Raw genomic sequence first — 19,315 nt, 5'->3', positions numbered from 1 at the left:
TGCTCGAGCACCGACACCTTGCGCTGCTGCAGTTGCTGCAGCGCCGCCGCGACGGTCGCCGCCGGGTCGACGTCGACCACCACCGGCAGCGTGTTGATGAAGAGTCCGACCATCGTCTCGACGCCGTCCAGTTCGGCGGGGCGGCCCGAGACGGTCTCTCCGAAGGCGACCACTCGAGTGTCGGTGAGTGCGGAAAGTAGTACCGCCCAGGCGAATTGGAGGATCGTCGCGGTGGTTGCACCGGTCGCGCGGCCCGCTTCGGTAAGTGCGGCGACGCTCGGGCCGGCGAGCTCGGCGACGCGCTCGGCAGGCAGGGCGTCGACGGATGCCCGGCTGCCGGGAGCGACCAGGGTGGGACCCGGCAGATCGGCGACGACGTCGGCCCAGGCACGCAGCGCGGCGGCGTCGTCGAGTGCGGCGAGCCGGCGCAGATGTCCGGCGAACCCGGCGCCGGATGCCGGTGTGGCCGGAGTGCCCGCCGCGTAGAACGACAGCAGATCGGCGACGACGAGCGGGGCCGACCACCCGTCGAACAGCAGGTGGTGGTTGGTGACGATGAGCGCCACCCCGTCTGGTCCGCGCACGCATTGGAATCGGACCAGCGGTGGGCGTTCCAGGTCGAAGGGTTCGGTGCGCTGGGCGTCGGCGAGCGCGTCCACGCTCGCGCGCTCGTGGCGCGCGGTCACGTCGTCGGGCAGTCGCGTGCTTTGCCAGGGTACGTCGACGTGGTCGGGAATCACCGCGACCACTTCGCCGGTGGCGCTGCGGATGAAGCCGGATCGAAGAGTGGCGTGGTGATTGACCAGTTGTTCGGCCGCCCGACGGAGACGCTCGGTGTCGGTGTCGGCGGCGAAGGTCAGCCGGGCCTGAGTCACATAGACGTCGACGGCGCTCGGGTCCGCGGCGGCGAGTTCCGCCTGGAATTGCAGGCCGCGCTGCAACGGCGTCAACGACCAGACCTCGGCGTCGCGGTACCGCGACGTCACGTCGTCGAGGGTGTCCTGAGTGACCGGTCGGCCGGCGACGTCGGAGGGGCTCGGTCCCGGATCACCGATACGTCGCACGATGCGCACCAGCTCATCGAGCGCATCGACAAATCCCGTTGCGACACTGTGCAGTCGGCGATCGCTCAGACTGGCCGTCGGAGCGAGGAAGTCGACGACGAATCGGCGCTCACCACCGGACGCGACGGTATTGACGGTGACCGACAACGCCCCCGGCGCCGCCATGGTGGCGTCGATCGTCGACGGCAACCGCGGCGCGTCGGCCACCGGCGCAAAGGCCGCCGATTCGAGCGGATCGACACTGCCGCGCCCGCCCGCGCCGAGATAGTTGAAAGCGATGGGTGGTAGCGCGGTCGGGTCCGGCTCCAGGGTCCCCGACAGCCAGCGATGCAGCCCGAAGGTCAGCTCCGGCTCGGTCGCGCCCGCCCGAGTCTCCTTGACCGCCTTGATGATTCGGACGAGTCCCGCGTCGCCGCCGGCGGCCAGTACCGCCGCGGGCACCCGGCGCGGGGTGACGCTGGTGAACCACCCGACGGTGCGCGACAGATCCGCCCCGCCGACCGCCGATTCGTCGCGCCCGTGGCCTTCGACCAGCACCGCCACGCCGTCCGGTGCGTCGGGTTGCACGCGATGAACCGCGATCATCAACGCCGCCAACAGAATATCGTCGACACCGGCACGGAACGCCGTACTGACCGACGTCAGGATCTCCCCGGTAAGTTGCTCGCCGACGGTCCGCGTGACCGACCGCGCGGTGGCCATCCGATCGCGTCGCGGTGAGAAGTCCGCGGCCAGCGCGACACCACTACGCTGATCCTCCGGCGGCTGCCGTTGCGGCTCGACGCCGTCGGTCGCCCGACGGGCGAGTGCGGTGGTCCAGGCACGCATCGAGGTGCCGGTGGGCTCCAGCGCGATCGGCTCGTCGCGGCGCATCTGCGCCCACGCCGTGGCGAGGTCGCCGATGATCACGCCCCACGACACGGCGTCGACCGCCGCGTGATGAATGGCGAGAACAAGTCGGCCGTCGGTGTCGACGCCGCGCACCGCGACTGCGGCGACCATTCGTGCCCGGTGCGGTTCCAACGCCGCCAATGCCTGTCGATGCGCGTCGATGATCGATTGCGGCGCAGCGGGATCCGCGTGCGCGACGCGCAGCGCCGCGTCGGCGTCGAACGGTTCCCCCGCGATCATCGTCGCTGTCGGTTCGTCGTCGACGAGCAGCGCGGACAGCATCGGGTGGTGTTTCACGACGGCGGTGAGCAGAGTGCGCAGGTCGGCGTCGGAGACGTCCGACGGCAGGGTGAGCACCATCGCCTGGGAGAAGTCCCGGTAGTCGACCGCGGTCGTGGCCATCTCACGCATCCAGCCCACCGCGGGCGGTGCGGGCAACGCACCCCGCGGCCCGCCGGGCAGTTCTGGCACCGCTTCGACGGTCGACGCCGACGCCGCGGCGACCAGCGCACGTACCGTCTTGTGTTCGAAGATGTCCCGGGGGCTCAGCGGGAATCCGTTGCGGCGCAACATCGCCGACAGCTGAATCGACAGAATCGAGTCGCCGCCGAGTGCGAAGAACGACTCGGTGACCCCGACGCTCGGCACACCGAGGAGGCCCGCGACGATCTCGGCCACGCGTGTTTCGGCGGCGCCGTCCGCGTCGACCCGCGCGTCGACGGACACCCAGGCGGAGGGGGCTGCGGGCAGCGCACGCCGATCGAGTTTGCCCGCACTGTTGAGGGGCACCCGCGCCAGCTCGACCCAGCGAGTGGGCCACATGTATTCCGGCAGCGCGGCCGCCACTGCTCGCTGCACGGCGTCGAGGTCGACGGTTCCGCCGAGGTAGCCGACGAGATGTTCGGCTCCGTTGTCGTCGGCGGCCACCGACACCGCGGCGTGCACGATGCCCGGCGCGCCGAGCAGAACAGATTCGATCTCGCCGAGTTCGATGCGCCGTCCGCGCACCTTGACCTGGAAGTCGTTGCGCCCCAGATAGATCAGTTCGCCGTCACCGGTCCAGCAGACGAGGTCGCCGGTGCGGTAGAGACGACCGCCCGCCGTCCCGACCGGGTCGGCGACGAATCGTCCGGCGGTGAGCGCCGGCGCCGCCGCATAACCGCGCGCGATCTGGACGCCGCCGAGATACAGTTCACCGGGCACCCCGGCCGGGACGGGGTTGAGCCGGGCGTCGAGGACGTAGGTCGAGGTATTCCAGACCGGTGACCCGATGGGTAGCTGCGCACCGACCCGGTCCACGGTATGCGCGGTCACCTCGACGGCCGCCTCGGTCGGACCGAACAGGTCGTGGAGTGCGGCATCCGGCCAGACACCGCGGACCCGCGCGGCCAGTGCGGGTGACAGTGCCTCACCGGAGCAGAACACATTGCGCAGCGACGTCAACGCGCGCACCCGCGCCGGCTCGACCACGTCGAGATAGACCGCCAACATCGACGGCACGAAGTGAATCGAGGTGATGGACTGCGCCGCAACGATTTCCGTCAAGTAGTCGGGGTCGGTGTGGCCGTCGGCGCGGGCCACCACCAGGCGGGCACCGGCCAGCAGCGCGCCGCACAGCTCCGGCACTGATACATCGAAGGTCGCGGGCGTCTTGAGCAGCACCGAGTCCCGCGGGCCGAGGCCGAACGCGTCGATCCCCCACCGGAGACGGTTGAGGACCGACCGATGCGACACCGTCACGCCCTTGGGCAGCCCGGTCGAACCGGACGTGAAGATGGTGTAGGCAGCCGAATCCGGGTGCGTCGGTCCGCGACGCTCGGCGTCGGTCAACTGTGCGCCGTCCGCGGCGTCGGGTGCGGCGCCGACGTCGATCCGCACGCAGGAGTGCACGGCGACGCCAGCGGGGAGCGGGCCGTCGTCGATCAGAATTGTTGTGGCGCCGCTCAATCCGAGGATGTGGGCCATCCGCTCGCGCGGCGTGTCGACGCCGACCGGCACGTACTGCGCGCCCGCCGCGATCACGGCGTGGATGGCGACCACCAGCGCCGCCGACCGCGGCATGCATACCGCGACGGGAGTCTCCGGTCCCACGCCGCGGGCGATCAGCTGCCGCGCCAACCGGTTGACGTGTGCGGCGAACACGGCACCGGTCCACTCGACGTCGTCGGCGACGAGAACGACGTCGCCGGCCCGACGACGCAGCGCCTCATCGATCGCGGCGGACAGCGACTGGCCGGGTATCTCGACGTGACGCCCGACCGACCAGTCCATCACCCGGCTGCGCGCGTGCTCCGACAGCAGCGCGACGTCGCCCAGTCGCCCGGCGCGCTCGGACACGTCGGAGCGGGCCGCCGCCCGCAACAGCGTGACGAATGCGCTTCCGAGCCAGTCGATCGTTTCGTCGGCGAAAAGACCTGCCGGGTAGACGAATTGGATCCGCAGCCCGGCGTCGTCGGTGATCGAGACCCCGACCGTGAGATCGAACTTCGTCGCGGTGACGGGTGGCTCGATCGGCGTCAGCCGGGCTCCGGCCACGGTGATCGTCTGGTTACGGTCACGGTCGACGACGAGCATCACCTGGGCGAGCGGCTCGACGAGCTCGGAGCGGACCGGGTCGAGGATCTCGACCACACGCTCGAAGGGGAGGTCTGCATGGTCGAGGGCCGCGAGATCGACGTCGCGTACCGCGGCGACGACGTCGGCGAATCGCTCCCCCGGTTCGATGCGGGTCCGCAGGATCAGGGTGTTCACCGTCAGCCCGATCAGCGCGTCGAAGCGTTCGGTGCCGCGGTTGGCGACCGGTGTCGCGATGGTGACGTCGTCGGTCGCGCCGACGCGCGCGAGCAACGTCGCCAGCACCGCGTGGACGGTCATGAAGTCGGTTGCACCGTGACCGCTGCTCCACTCGCGCAACGCGTTCCATGTGGCGGCATCGAGGGCGAAGTCCTTCGATCGCGGTTGGCCCGGATCGATGCTGCGCGGACGGTCGAACGGCAGCCGCACGACTTCGGGTGATCCAGCGAGCTGTGCCCGCCAGTAATCCGCTTGCTGTTCGGAGTGATTCGCCAGGTATGCGGTCTGCCACAGTGCGTAGTCGGCGTATTGCGGTGCGGGGGCGGCGAATTCCGGTGGGCGGCCGGCGCAGCGTGCGGCGTAGGCCGCCATCAGATCGGCGGCGAGCACCGGCGCCGACTCGCCGTCGACGGCGATGTGATGAATCACGATGGCGCACAACGATCTTTTCGCGGTGAACAGCGCGGCGCGGATCGGCAGATCGGTGGTCACATCGAACGGTCTCGCGATGAGGGCCGTCGCCGCGGCGAGGGGGTCGGCGACCGTCTCGGCGGTCCACTCCAGGCGTGCGGTCGCCGTGGTCGGCTCGATGATCTCCTGGTGCGGGACCGAGTCGCCGTCGGCGGGGTAGACCGTGCGCAGAATCTCGTGGCGCGCAACGACATCGGCGACCGCCGCACGCAGCGCGTCGGGATTCACGTCGCCGTCGAGCGCGAACAGCATGGGGATGTGGTAGGCGTCGGAGTCGGCGTCGAATCGGTTCAGGAACCACATCCGACGCTGCGCGGCGGACAGTTCCAGCACGGCGGGCCGCACCGTGGTGGCGTCCCAGTCTGGTCCGATAGTCGCGCCGCCCCGCTCACCGAGTGCCGAAGCGAGCTCGCGAGCCTCGGTGTCACCACCCCGCTCACCGAATGCCGAAGCGAGCTCGCGAGCCTCGGTGTAACCACCCCGCTCACCGAGCGCCGAAGCGAGCTCGCGAGCCTCGGTGTAACCACCCCGCTCACCGAGCGCCGAAGCGAGCTCGCGAGCCTCGGTGTCACCACCCCGCTCACCGAGTGCCGAAGCGAGCTCGCGAGCTTCGGTGTCACCACCCCGCTCACCGAGTGCCGAAGCGAGCTCGCGAGCTTCGGTGTAACGAGGTGCGGCGACCGCATCGATAGCGGCCGCGAACTCTCGCACCGTCGGGGCGTCGAACAACATCCGCACCCCGATGTCGCGGTGCAGTGCGGCGCCGACGCGCGCCACTACTCGCGTGGCGGACAACGAGTTGCCGCCGAGTGCGAAGAACGAGGCGTCGGCGGCGATCGGCGACACGTCGAGGACGGCGGAGAAGACCTCCGCCACAACGCTTTCGGTACCACCGTCCGGAGCGATGAACGGTCCACCGCCGATCGGCCGGCCGACCAGTTCGGCGAGAGCTCTGGTGTCGAGCTTGCCGTTCGACGTCCGCGGCAGCACGTCGAGGACCGTGATCGACTGCGGCACCAGGTAGGCGGGGACCCGCCGGGCGACGGCGGCGGTCGCCGCGGCCACGTCGAAGTCAGTCACATCGAATCCGTCGGCCGCGCTCACCACGGCGACGAGGTGTGTCGGCGGCGTGCCGATCGCGAGTGCCGCAGCGGCGCTGACGCCGTCGAGTTCGGCCAGCACCGACTCCAGTTCGCCGAGCTCGATGCGTTGTCCGTTGATCTTGATCTGGTGGTCGGCTCGCCCCGCGAACGCCAGCGCGACACCGGAACTCGTCTGGATCACCCGCACCAGGTCGCCGGTGGCGTACATGCGGGCGCCGGGACTCCCATGGGGGTCCGCAACGAAGCGTGTGGCGGTCAGCGCCGACCGTCCGCCGTACCCGTGCGCCAGGCCCGGACCGGACAGATACAGCTCACCGACCACACCCAGCGGCACCGGATGCAGCCGGGTGTCCAACACTCGCGTGGCGTATCCGGCGACGCCGAGACCGATGGTCACCGGCTCGTCGCCGTCCACCGTGGCGGCGCTCGCCCACACCGTGGCCTCTGCCGGGCCGTACAGATTCGCGATGCGGCGGCTGCCGATCGCCCAGCGCGCCACCAGCTCTGCCGGCAGCGCCTCACCCGCGGCGGCCACCAGCCGCACCGACGGGGCAGCCGGGTCGAGGGTGGCAAGCACCGAGGGCGTGACGACCATCGCGGTGACCGCACCGTCGGCGATCACGGCGTCGAGCCGCTCACCGGCGTAGACGTCGGCGGGGGCGATCACCAGCGGTACACCGCTGCCGAAAGCCCAGAGCATCTCGAAGAATGCGGCGTCGAAGCTGGGCGCCGCGACGTGGAGTACCCGGGTACGGGCGTCGGCGTCGAGTAACTGCCGTTGCGCCGCAACGAGTTCGGCGATGCCGCGGTTGCTCACCGCCACCTGCTTGGGCCGCCCGGTGGAGCCCGAGGTGTAGACGAGGTAGGCGAGGTGGTCGAGTTCGGGGGTGACGCGGGCGATCTCGTCGGCAGCGGTGTCGGCCGGGTCGGGCGCATCGAGCAGGTCGCCGAGCAGCATCCATTCGCAGGACGAATCCCCGAGTGCGGCACGGTGTTCCGGCTCGGTGATGCCGCAACGTGCACCGGAGTCGGCGAGCAGATAGGCGATCCGCTCGCCGGGTAGCGCGGGGTCGACGGATAGGAACACGGCACCCGACGCCACGACACCCCACACCGCGACGACGGCACCGACCGACCGGGGCAGCCCGACCGCGACCACGTCGCCGGGGCCGACGCCGCGGGAAATGAGTTGGCTCGCAATCCTGTTCACCCGCTCGCGGAATTCGGCGTAGGTCAGCTGCCGGTCGCCGGAGATGAGCGCAGGACGGTCCGGCCGTCCCGGGAAGCCCCGCCACAGCTGCGCGAGGGGCGCCGGTCGCACGGCCGGCGTCGACGGCCGGGCCGCGGCGAGCGGGTCACCCGACTCCGTCAGATTCACGTCGCCGACCGGAATCTGCGGCGTAGTCAGCACCTGCCGCGCAACGGTTTCGAACACGTCGACGAATCTGCGGATCGTCGGCTCGTCGAACAGATCCGCGGCATATTCGACGACGCCGGACAGCGACGGCGAGCCGTCGGCGGCGCGGGCGAGCCCGCTGACGAAGGTGATCGCCAGATCGTTGTCGGTAAGATCGCGGAACTGTTCGACGATCTCGACGTGCAGGCCCGCCTGGTCGGGTATGACGGAGTTCGCCTCGTGGAACAGCAACGCGACCTGGAAGATCGGGGCGAACGCGGTGCTCCGGGGCGGAGCGACGAGATCGGTGACCATGTCGAAGGGGACGTCGGCGTTGGTCATCGCCTCGAGATCGGCGTCGCGGACCCGATTGCTCAGGGCGGCAAAGGATTCCGCACCGTCGACGGTGGTCCGCAAAGCGAGCGTGTTGACGAACATGCCGACGAGGTCGTCCAGTCCGCGCACACCGCGTCCGGCGTACGGGGTGCCGACGACGACGTCGGTCTCCCCGGCGAGCCGGGACAGCACGACGACCCAGATCGCGTGCAGGGTCATGAACATCGACGACCCGCTGTGGCGCACGTACTGCGCCAACGTCGCGTGCAGCTGCGGCGCGACGTCGAATCGCAGCACCGCCGCGGCACGCGACTGCACCGGTGGGCGCGGACGATCGGTGGGCAGGGACAATACGTCGGGGATGCCCTCTAGGGATCGTGCCCAGTAGGAGAGCTGTTGGGCGGCAAGCGAATCGACGTCGTCGGCCGCGCCGAGTCGGTCCCGGTGCCACAGTGTGTAGTCCCGGTACTGCACCTCGGGGCGCGCTGCGAGGCCCGGCCCGTCACCGCGTCGGGCGGTGTATGCGGTCAGCAGGTCACGCGTTAGCGGCAGTAGTGAGGCACCGTCGGCGATGACGTGATGCAGAACGAGCACCAGCAGGCATTCTCCCGCGCTGGTACGGATGATCCGCGCGCGCATCGGCGGTGCGGCCGAGAGATCGAACGGCTCGCTCACTGCCTCCGCGATCAATTGCGCGGGGTCGGTGCCTTCATCGGCGTCGACCGTCTCGACGTCGGGCCGATGCTCCGCCGACTCGACGACGTCCTGTTCAGCGACGCCGTCGGTCATGACGAAGCGGGTCCGTAGCGCCTCGTGGCGGTCCACGACGTCGGCGACGGCCCCGGCCAGTGCGTCGACGTCGACCGGCGACTGCGACGGTGTCCCCGCCTGCTGACGAAAACGCAGAACGAATGGAATGTGGTAGGCGGCGCTGTCCGGGTCGAGTTGCGCGATGAACCAGAGGCGTTGCTGGGCGTGCGACAGCGGAATGCGTTGCGGCCGTGGCCGCGGGACGAGGGTGAGATCTGCTGTCGGACCGGGCGCCGTCTGCGTCTCGGCGGGGCCGCGCGTACCGACGAGGTCGGCCAGGCCACGTGCGGTGGGTGCCGCGAAGACGTCGCGCACGCTGAGCACGACACCGAGTTCGGCCGCTATCCGGGAGGCGATCTCCACGGCCACAAGCGAATTGCCGCCGGTGTCGAAGATGGACGCGGTCACCCCGAGATCGCCTACCGCGACGACGGACTCGATGATCTCGAGGATGGCCGCTTCGAGATCGGTTGCCGGCGCCACGTGGCCGGCATCGACGACGAAGCTCGGGTCGGGCAGCGCGGCGCGGTCGAGTTTGCCGTTGACGGTGAGCGGGAGCCTCGCCACGTCGACGACGGCGTCGGGCACCATATGCGCGGGCAGTGTGACCGCAAGGGCCGCGCGGATGGCTGAGTTGTCCAGTGCCGCAGCTTCTTCGGCCACCACGTAGCCGACGAGGAGGTCGCGGCCCGTCGTCGACTTGATAGCCGCACCGGCTGCGCCGACGCCGGGCTGGGAGGCCAATGCGGCCTCGACCTCGCCGAGTTCGATGCGGAATCCGCGCAACTGGACCTGCGCGTCGCCGCGCCCGAGATAGTTCAGCGCGCCGCGGCGGCGCACCGCGAGATCACCGCTGCGGTACATGACCGAGCCGTCGGCCGCAAACGGGTCGGCGACGAAGCGTGCCGCCGTCAGTCCGGGCCGTGCAAGGTAGCCTCGGCTGACCTGACCGCCCGCGACGTAGATCTCGCCGGGGACGCCTTCTGAGACGGCGTTGAGCCGCTCGTCGAGCAGGTGCACCGTCAGCCCGGGCAGTGCCGCCCCGACGTCGGATGCCGGTCCGCCGGCGGTGGCTTCGGCGCTCAGTTCCACGTAAGTGACGTGTACGGTCGTCTCGGTGATGCCGTACATGTTGACGAGTGCCGGGTCGGCCCGACGATCCTGCGCACGGTCGGAGTACCAACGCGCCACCGCGGCGTAGTCGAGGGCTTCGCCACCGAAGACGATGTGCCGCAACGCCAACGGCGGCCCGTCGGGCTTCGCCCGCAGTGCTGCTGCCAACTGATAGAACGCCGACGGCGTCTGCGACAGCACGCTCACTCGCTCGGCGTCGAGCAGCGCGGCGAACTCGTCGGGTGAGCGCGAGGTGAGATGGTCGACGATCACCAGTCGGCCGCCGAACAGCAGCGGTCCCCAGATCTCGAAGACCGAGAAGTCGAATGCGTAGGAATGGAACATCGTCCATACGTCGCGCTCGTCGAAGGCCATGCTGCGCCGCACCGCGGACATCATCGCGAGGGCATTGGCGTGTGTGACCACCACGCCTTTCGGCCGCCCCGTCGAACCCGAGGTGTAGATGACGTACGCGGCCGAATCCGGTTGAGACGCAATGGGTTCTGCCGGGACGTCGGCTGGTACCGGACCGTCGAGAAGCGATCGCAACCGGACGGCGTCGACGGCCAAGCCCTCGATCGGCTCGACGCCGTCGCCGCTGATCAGCAGAGCGGGCGCGGCATCGGCGACGATGCCCCGCAGCCGCGCGGGCGGGTGTGCGGTGTCCAGCGGCAGATACGCCGATCCCGCCCGCAGCACGCCGAGGATCGCGATGATGAGCTCGATCGTGCGCGGCATAGCCAGCGCGACAAGGGATTCCGGACCGATGCCACCTCCGGCGAGCCGATCGGCAACCACCGCCGACGCCGCGGCGAGCTCCCGATACGTCAGCCGCTGGCCGGTAGGGTCGACGACCGCCACCGCATCGGCGTGCAGCCGTGCCGTCTCGACGAAGACTGTGGCGAGGGTGTGTGCGCCGGCCGACCGCAATGTCTGGGCGGTGCGAAGTACCTCCTTCGCTGCCGCTTTGGCACGTGCGGCCAACGCCGCCGGATCAGGCGTCGCTCCAGCCGGTGCGTCCGCGCGCAGTAACCCGGTCAGCACCGTGGTGATCACTCCGTCGGCGCCGATGCCCCGCGCCGCGAACACCTTTACCAGCGGGGCCATCCGCCGGTCGAGCTCGGCGAAGGTGACCTGCGGCGCGGTCATGGCGGGCGTGTCGGGGTGCGCGGCAGCGGTGGCCGCGATCAACTCGACCGGATCCGGACTGGCGGCCCACCACACCGCGTCCCCGGGTCCCGGTGACTGCGATGCCGTCACGTCGGGTTGACTCCCTTTTCCGTCGTGTGGCGCCCCGCCTTGTGGCTGTCCGTCTGGTGGCTGTCCGTCTGGTGGCTGTCCGTCGGGTGACTCGTGGCTGCGTCGACGACCGTCCGCGCATTGGTGCGCAACGCCACCAGCACCGCGTCGAGTTCGGCGGCACCGGCTAGGGCGAGGTCGGGCAGCAGACCCATGAGCGCCATGGTGAGGCTGGAGTCGAGGTCGGTTCCCGCTCCGATCGCCATCGCGGTCGTCGTCTCCGCGAGGTCGCCGAACGTCACGTCGACGCCGTCGAGGGCCACCGCGACCCCGGTCGGATCGATGACGGCGGCGGCGGAGAGCAGGGTCGGCAGTGGATCGGTCGACGCCTCGGCGCCCGCCGGAGCGAGGTGCAGCGGCGCCGAGCTGTAGCTCAGGTCGCCGACCGGCAGGTGCGGATCTGCCACGATCGCTTCGAGCAGCGCGAGGTAGCCGTGCGCGACGACCTCGATCGTCGATTGATCGAAAAGATCTGTCGCATAGTCGAATTCGGCCCTCAGCTCGCCGGTGCGCGGGTCTGGGAACAGCGTCAGGGTGAGATCGACCTTCGCCGACACCAGTCCCTCGGACACCGGCTCGACCGTCAGCGCATCGAGGTGCAACGTCGGGAGGGTGATGTTCTGGAAGACGAACAGTACCTGATAGATCGGGTTGTAATTGACCGGCGGCGAGTCCAGCACGGCGGCGACGATGTCGTCGAACGCGACGTCCGCGTGGGCCATGTCGGTGAGATCGCCCCCGCGAACGCGGCCGAGCAGATCGACGAACGGCTCATCGTCGGCGACGACGGTCCGCAGCGCAAGGGTGTTGACGAACATCCCGACCACGCCGTCGAGTTCGCCGCGCCCCCGGCCCGCATAGGGCGTGCCGACGACGATGTCGCGTTGCCCTGACAGCCGGCGCAGCAGCACCGCGAAAGCGGCGTGGGCGACGAGGAACAGGGTGGTGCCGCCGACGCGGGCCAGCGCTTCCAGTGCGGCGACCGTATGCGGTGCCACGGTGGCGGTGACCCGCCCACCGGCGTACGTCGGCGTCGCGGGCCGGGGACGGTCGGCGATGATTTCGAGGAGCCCGGGCGCGCCGTCCAACCGCTCGCGCCAGTAGTCGAGTTGGCGATCGCGCTCGGTGCCGCCGTCGGCGACCGGTTCGGCGAGGCGGTCGTGGTGCCATTCGGTGAAGTCCGCGTACTGCACCGCCAGCGGTCGCCACGAGGGCGCCGAGCCGGCCAGCCGCTGTTGGTAGGCATGACCCAGGTCCGCGGCGAGCGGCACCATCGACGCCCCGTCCGCGCTGATGTGATGCACGACGACGACGATCACGTGTACTCCGGGCGCGACCTCGAGCAGCGCAGCACGCACCGGCGGTTCGGCGGCCAGGTCGAAGCCGCGGTTGGTCAGTTCGGCGATCGCCGTGGCTTCGTCGCCGTCGACCTCGATGACTCGCAGCGCGCCGTGACGGGCCGCCGAGACCGGCGCGATGACCTGCACCGGCGCACCGTCGATGTACGGGTATCGGGTGCGCAGTGCCTCGTGCCGGTCGATGACGTCGTCGACGGCCGCGGCGAGCGCCGCGATGTCGATCACTCCGGTCAGCCGCAGCGCCAGTGCGACGTTGTAGGCGGCGGAGTCCGGGTCGACCTGATTGGCCAGCCACATGCCGCGCTGCAGGGCCGACAACGGCACGATCTCGGTGTGCCTGCGTGCGGTCATCGGCGTCGACGGCCGACCCGCCAGGACCCCCTCGACGAGTCCGGCCAACGCGGAAACCGTTGGGTTGTCGAAGATTTCACGGACGCTGACCGGTTGGGCGGTGATGTCGGAGAGCTTCGCCGCGACGCGCGTCGCCGACAGCGAATTGCCGCCGAGCTCGAAGAAGCTGTCGGTCACGCTCACCCGCGCGAGACCGAGGATCTGCCCGACGACGTCGCCGATGACCGACTCCAGCTCGGTGCGCGGGGCGACGAAGTCCGCGGTGACCGCGAAATCGATCGCCGGCAGTCGGCCCCGGTCGATCTTGCCGACCGACGTCACCGGAAACTCGTCGATGATCGAGATGTGGTCGGGAATCATGTAGGCGGGCAACGCATGTGCCGCGTGGGCCTGCAACTGAGCCGCGGTGACGTCGGCACCGCCGACGAGCACCACATACGACACCAGTACCGTCGCGCCAGCCGGTCCGGGGACACCTAGGGTGACCGAGTTGGCGACCTCCCGGTGCCGCGACAGCACGGCGTCGATCTCGCCGGGCTCGATCCGCAGACCACGGATCTTGAGTTGGAAATCGTTGCGGCCGTGATAGATCAGCCGTCCGTCGGCGCCCCGGGTGACGCGGTCGCCGGTGCGGTACATCCGGGTGCCGGGGGTGAACGGGTTCGCGACGAATCGGGTCGACGACAGATCGGGCCGCCCCAGGTAGCCGCGGGCCAGCTGGTCGCCGGCGAGGTACAGCTCGCCCGCGACGCCGTCGGGCGTCGGGCGCAGTGCGGCGTCGAGGATCACCGCGCCGATGCCGTCGATCGGATCGCCGACGGTGACGGCGTCGTCGGCGCCGAGGGGGCCGTCGGTGGTGGACCACACGGTCACCTCGGTTGGCCCGTAGAGGTTGTAGAACCCGCAGCCGCGCCGCCCGCCCCAGCGCCGGACGAGCTCACCCGGGCAGGCCTCCCCGGCGCTGATGACCACGCGCAATGAGCCCGTCGTGGCGGGGTCTATGGTGGCCAGCGCCGACGGCGTGAGCAGCAGGTGGGTGACCTTGTGGGCGGCGATCAGTTGTTCGAGCTCACGGCCGGCGAACACCTCCGGCGGCGCCACGACCAGGCGCCCGCCGACCGCGAAGGCCGTCATCAGCTCGAGGATCGACGCGTCGAACGTCGGCGAGGCGACATGCAGAACCCGCGAACTCGCGGTGGCGCCGAACTTGCGCTGCAGATTGTCGGTGAAGTTCGCCAACCCCCGGTTGGTCACCGCGACTGCCTTGGGAGTGCCGGTCGATCCGGAGGTGTAGATCAGGTACGCCAGGTCGTCGACCGAAGTGCGGCGGCACAATTCGTCGTCGGTGACCGTGGTGGCCCGGTGTCCGGCGAGCTGCCATTCGGTGGCGGGATCGTCGAGTATCAGCAGCGCGACGCTCGATCCGTTCTCGACCGGCTCATCGTCGGCGAACTCGCCGATGGTGAGCGCGAGCACCGCCCCGCTGTCGGCGAGCAGTGCGGCGCGGCGGTCGGCGGGATGGGTGGGGTCGATCGTCACGAAGGCCGCGCCCGCGGCGTTGATCGCCAAGGCGGCACAGACCGACGTCGCGGACCGCCGGGCCAGGACCGCCACCACGTCGCCCGGGCCGATGCCCCGCGAAATCAATTCGCGCGCAGTCTGATTGACCCGGGATGCGAGCACCGAGTAGGTCACCTCGGACTCACCGGATATCGCGACGGCATGCGGTTGGGCCGATGCGATGCCCTCGGCGATCAACGCGCGCATGGTCGTCGGCCGGACTCGGGTCCGCGGCTGCGCCGAATCGAGGGCCCGACGGACGTCGAAGAGGTCGAGGTGCGCGAGCCGCCCCGTCGGTGAATGTGCCATCTCGGTGAGTACCGCGAACATCCAGTCGGCGACGCGCAGCACCGTCGATTGAGCGAAAATGTCGGTGGCATAAGAGAATTCGATGGCGAGGCGGTCACCCTCGACACCGCGGCGGCGCGCGAAGCTGATCGTCAGATCGTATTTCGCCACCGGCGGCCGGACGTCGACCTGCTGCAGTCCGGCGTCGATCAGCGCGTCCTCGACGACGTCGGTGAGCATCGTGATCATCACTGCGAACAGCGGTGACGGCGACGGCGGGTGTCCGGGGGCCGCGGCATCGACGATCTGCTGGAACGGGATGTCGGCATGCGACAGCGCACGTCCGCGGACCCGCTGCGCCTCGGCGAGGAAATCGATCACACGCATGCCGGGTTCGACCCGGGTCCGCAGCACGACAGTGTTGACGAACATCCCGATCAACGCTTCGGCGCCGGGATGTCGACGGCCCGCCACCGCGGTTCCGATCGATACGTCGTCGGTGCCGCCGACCCGGCTCAGCACCAGCGCCACCGCCGCGTGCAAGACGGTGAACAACGTGACGCCCGCGGCGGCCGCCAGTTCGGTGAGCGGCGCCAGCGACGCGGCATCGAGTTCCACATCGACATATCCGCCCCGCCCGGTCGCCAGGGCGGGTCGCGGATGATCCGTCGGCAGCGCCAACTCGGATGTGGCACCGGACAATTCGCGGGCCCAGAACTGCGCCTGCCGGTACATCTCGGAGGTGGGATCGTCGATGTCGCCGAGTGCGGCCTGCGTCGTGAGCGCGACGTCGGCGTAGTGGGTGGCCAACGGGGCCCACCGTGGCGCGGCGCCTGCCCGGCGCGCCGAGTAGGCGGCGAGTAGTTCGGAGAGGAGGATCGGCAGCGACGCACCGTCGGCCGCGATGTGATGCAGGACGACGACCAGCAGGGCGTCGGCGGCCGCACGATCGGCGTCGGTGACGGCGAGTACCCGCAGCGGCGGTGCCGCGGTGATGTCGAATCCCGTTGCCGCATAACGGCGTGCCGCGGCGACGATGCCCGGGCCGGTCTCGGCGAGCACGGTGAACAGCCCGTCGGCAGGTGGCGCGGCCGGCAGGATCTCCTGGCGCGGCTCGCCCCCGACGGCGGGATAGCGCGTGCGCAGTACTTCGTGCCGCTCGACGACATCGGCGACCGCCGCCGCCATGGCCCCGGCGTGGAAGTCGCTGATCCACACCGCTCCGGGCATGTTGTAGGTCGCAGAGCTCGGCTCGATGTGGTGAACGAACCACAGTCGACTCTGCATCGGCGACAACTCGAGCACCTCGGGCCGCGCGGGCACCGGCCCCGCCGCGATCGATGCCGCGGGTGTCGCCGCCGCTGCGAGTTCGCCCACGTCGGCGGCGTCGAAGACGGCGGTGAGCGTCAGGTCCATCCCGTGGTCGGTATGCAGCCGCGCAACCAGCCGCGCGGCCAGCAGCGAATCGCCACCCAGTCTGAAGATGCTGTCGCGCATGCTGATTCGCTCGACGGCCAGCAGTTCGCGGAGCAGATCGGCGACCGCGAGTTCGGTCGCCGACGTCGGCGGCACGAACACCCGCGGGGTCCGGCGCTCGTAGTCGGGCACGGGCAGTGCCGACCGGTCGAGCTTGCCGGACGAGTTCAACACGAACGACTCGACGAGGACGATCACCGACGGCACCATGTGCGACGCCAGGCGACGGCGGCAGAATCGCTCATAGGGGGCGACGTCGTCGTGCGACGGTGACGCGGTGACCGGCTTGATGTAGGCGACCAGTTCCGGGCGGCCGCGGTCCTCGCGCACAACGACCGCGACGGCGTCGACCGTCGGCTCGGCCGCGATCTGCGCCTCGATATCACCGAGCTCGACTCGCTGGCCGCGAATCTTGCGCTGAAAGTCACTGCGCCCCAAGTACTCCAGCTGACCGAGATGATTCCAGCGGACGAGATCGCCGGTCCGGTACATGCGTTGCCCGATCGCGAACGGGTCGGCGACGAACCGCTCCGCACTCAGCGCCATCCGGCCGACGTAGCCGTCGGCGAGTTGCACACCGGCCAGGTACAGCTCGCCGGAGACACCTGCCGGCGTCGGAGTGAGATGCGAATCCAGCACGTGCACAGTCGTATTCGGGACCGGAGTGCCGATCGGCACCGGCTGGTCGGTGATGGCGACGCGGTGCTCGGTGACGTCGACCGCCGCCTCGGTGGGGCCGTACAGGTTGATCACGTCGAGGTCGGGCAACCGGGACATCACGCGTGCCGCGAGGCTGTGCGGCAATGCTTCGCCGGAAGTGAACAGTTGCCGGACGGATGTGGTCTGCGCCAGCCGACCGGCGTCCTCGTCGGCTCCGATGACGTCGACGAAGACGTCGAGCATCGACGGCACGAAGTGCAGCGTCGAGACCGACTCGTCGTCGATCAGCGTGACCAGATACCGCGGATCGCGGTGTCCGCCGGGTGCGGCGATGACCATGCGGGCGCCGATTGCCAACGGCCACAACAGTTCCCAGACGGAAACGTCGAAGGTGATGGGGGTCTTGTAGAGCACCGCGTCGGAGTTGTCGAGCGGGTAGTGCTCCTGCATCCAGGCGAGCCGGTTCGCGACTGCGGCGTGCCCCACCTCGACGCCCTTGGGCAACCCCGTCGATCCCGAGGTGAAGATGATGTACGCGCTCGCCGGTGGTTGAGCGGGCCGCGCGACGCGTGGTGTGCCGGATCGATCGACCGGGTCGTCGGGTATGCCGGAGAGGTAGGAGTCGTCGACGATCACCGCGGGCGCTGCGGCGTCGAGGACGAGTCGGCGGCGATCCTGCGGGTCGGTGTCCCCGATCGGGACGTACGTCGCGCCCAGCCGGAGGGTCGCGTACACCGCTGCGACCTGCCGCGGTCCGCGCGGGACGGCGATCGCCACCCGGGCACCCGAGACGATCCCGTCACCGCGGAGTCGGGCCGCGATGAGGTCCACCAGGGCGTCGAACTGCGCGTAGCTGTGCGTCACTCCCGCGTAGCGCACCGCGGGGGCATCGGGGCTCGTCGCGACCGTCCGATCGAATGCGTCGAGCAAGTGGGTGCGCGAGGTGATCTGGTAGTCGACCCGCCGCCCGCGTTCCCATCGGGATATCTCGGTGCGATCGGTCTCGGTGAGCACCGAGACGTGGCCCACCTGCCGGTTCGGGTCAGTGGCCAACTGCGCGATCACGCTCATCAACCGCGCATGATGGCGCTCGATCTCGCGCTGCGAATACAGGTTTCGGTTTCCATGCAGGTCGACGACGACGGGCTCACCCGGACCGGCCCGGTACAGATTGACGCGCAGATCTTCGAGCACCCCCGAACTGAGGATGTGATACGACGCCGAGGTGCCGTCGATCGCGATCGGCCGGTCGAAGAACATCACGTTGACGATCGGGCCGAAACTGGTTGCGTCGCTGGATAATCCAGCCTCACGCCGGATGTCCTCGGACCGATAACGCTGATGACGCAGTGCGCCGGTCAGCTCGGTGCGCACGTGCGCGACGACGTCGGCGAGGCGCTCGGTCGACTCCACCCCGACTCGGATCGGCACGATGTTCGCGAGCATCCCACCCGCATTCTTGATACGTGCGCTCGCGCGGCCGGTCACCGGCAGCGACAACACGATGTCGGAGCTGTCGGTCATCCGGGCGAAGAGCACCGCCGTCGCGGCGGCGAGGACGACCGCCGGCGACGTCGAAAGAGTCCGCGCGATCTCCTCCAGCCGGGCGGTCACGTCGGCGTCGAGCGTCGCATGGGCGACTGCGTTCTGCGCCGACAGCGATGCCGGCGCGGTGACTTTGGACAGCGTCACGCGCTGCGGCAGGTCGACGGCACGATCACGCCAATACGCGCGATCGGCCTCGCGGCGGGTGCTTGCGCCGTAGCGATGCTCGTCGTCGACGATCTCGGCGACCGTGGCTCGTGGCGGTTCGATGATGTCCGTGCCGCGCAGTGCGGCGTTGTAACGCTCAGCGGTCATCCGCAGCATGGTCAGGGCCGAGTAGCCGTCGATGACGATGTGATGACCGCGCATGTACCACAGCGTGCGGTCGTCGGCGATCCGAAGCAGCGCCGACACCACCAGCTGGTCGGTCAGCAGATCGAGCGTCCGCTGGTAGTCGCCCCGCATCCACGCGTGGGCCGCCGCCTCGGGGTCCGCTTCGGCGCGCAGGTCGATGACGTCGACCGTCTGATAGTCGAGGTCGACGCGCTGGCGTGGGTCGCCGTCATCGAGGGAAATCCGCAAGAATGGTGATTCGAGTGCACGACAAGCGGATTCGTGGCACTGTGCCAGTAGTCGATGATCGAGTGTTCCCGGGGCGTAGCCGAGGTCGACGTACTGCGCGATGTTCACCGAGTACCCCGGAGACAGGTTCTCGGCGAACCACATGCCCCGTTGGGCAGCAGTCAGCGGCAGCCGAGGCGCGTCCGCGCGATCGGTCGTCGGGACATGACCTCTGGCCAA

At 69.8% G+C, this 19,315-nt stretch carries 2 protein-coding genes (1 of these 2 running past the window's edge); both read right to left on the bottom strand.

Annotated features, from left to right (window positions below; genetic code table 11):
- Positions 1–11,237, bottom strand: partial view of a non-ribosomal peptide synthase/polyketide synthase gene (locus HH308_RS13635; RefSeq protein ID WP_170194755.1) — the 5' end (the start) only. It extends 16,930 nt beyond the left edge of the window; 11,237 of the gene's 28,167 nt are visible here — the first part of the coding sequence; its start codon is at positions 11,235–11,237; its stop codon lies beyond the left edge, outside the window.
- Positions 11,234–19,315 (bottom strand): non-ribosomal peptide synthetase, encoded by an 8,082-nt coding sequence (locus HH308_RS13630; protein WP_246284586.1) that lies wholly within the window; start codon positions 19,313–19,315, stop codon positions 11,234–11,236. Before HH308_RS13630 ends, HH308_RS13635 begins: the two co-directional genes overlap by 4 nt.

The organism is Gordonia asplenii, from assembly GCF_012933505.1.
Lineage (GTDB): Bacteria > Actinomycetota > Actinomycetes > Mycobacteriales > Mycobacteriaceae > Gordonia > Gordonia asplenii.
This window is presented reverse-complemented; position numbering and strand designations above follow the sequence as displayed.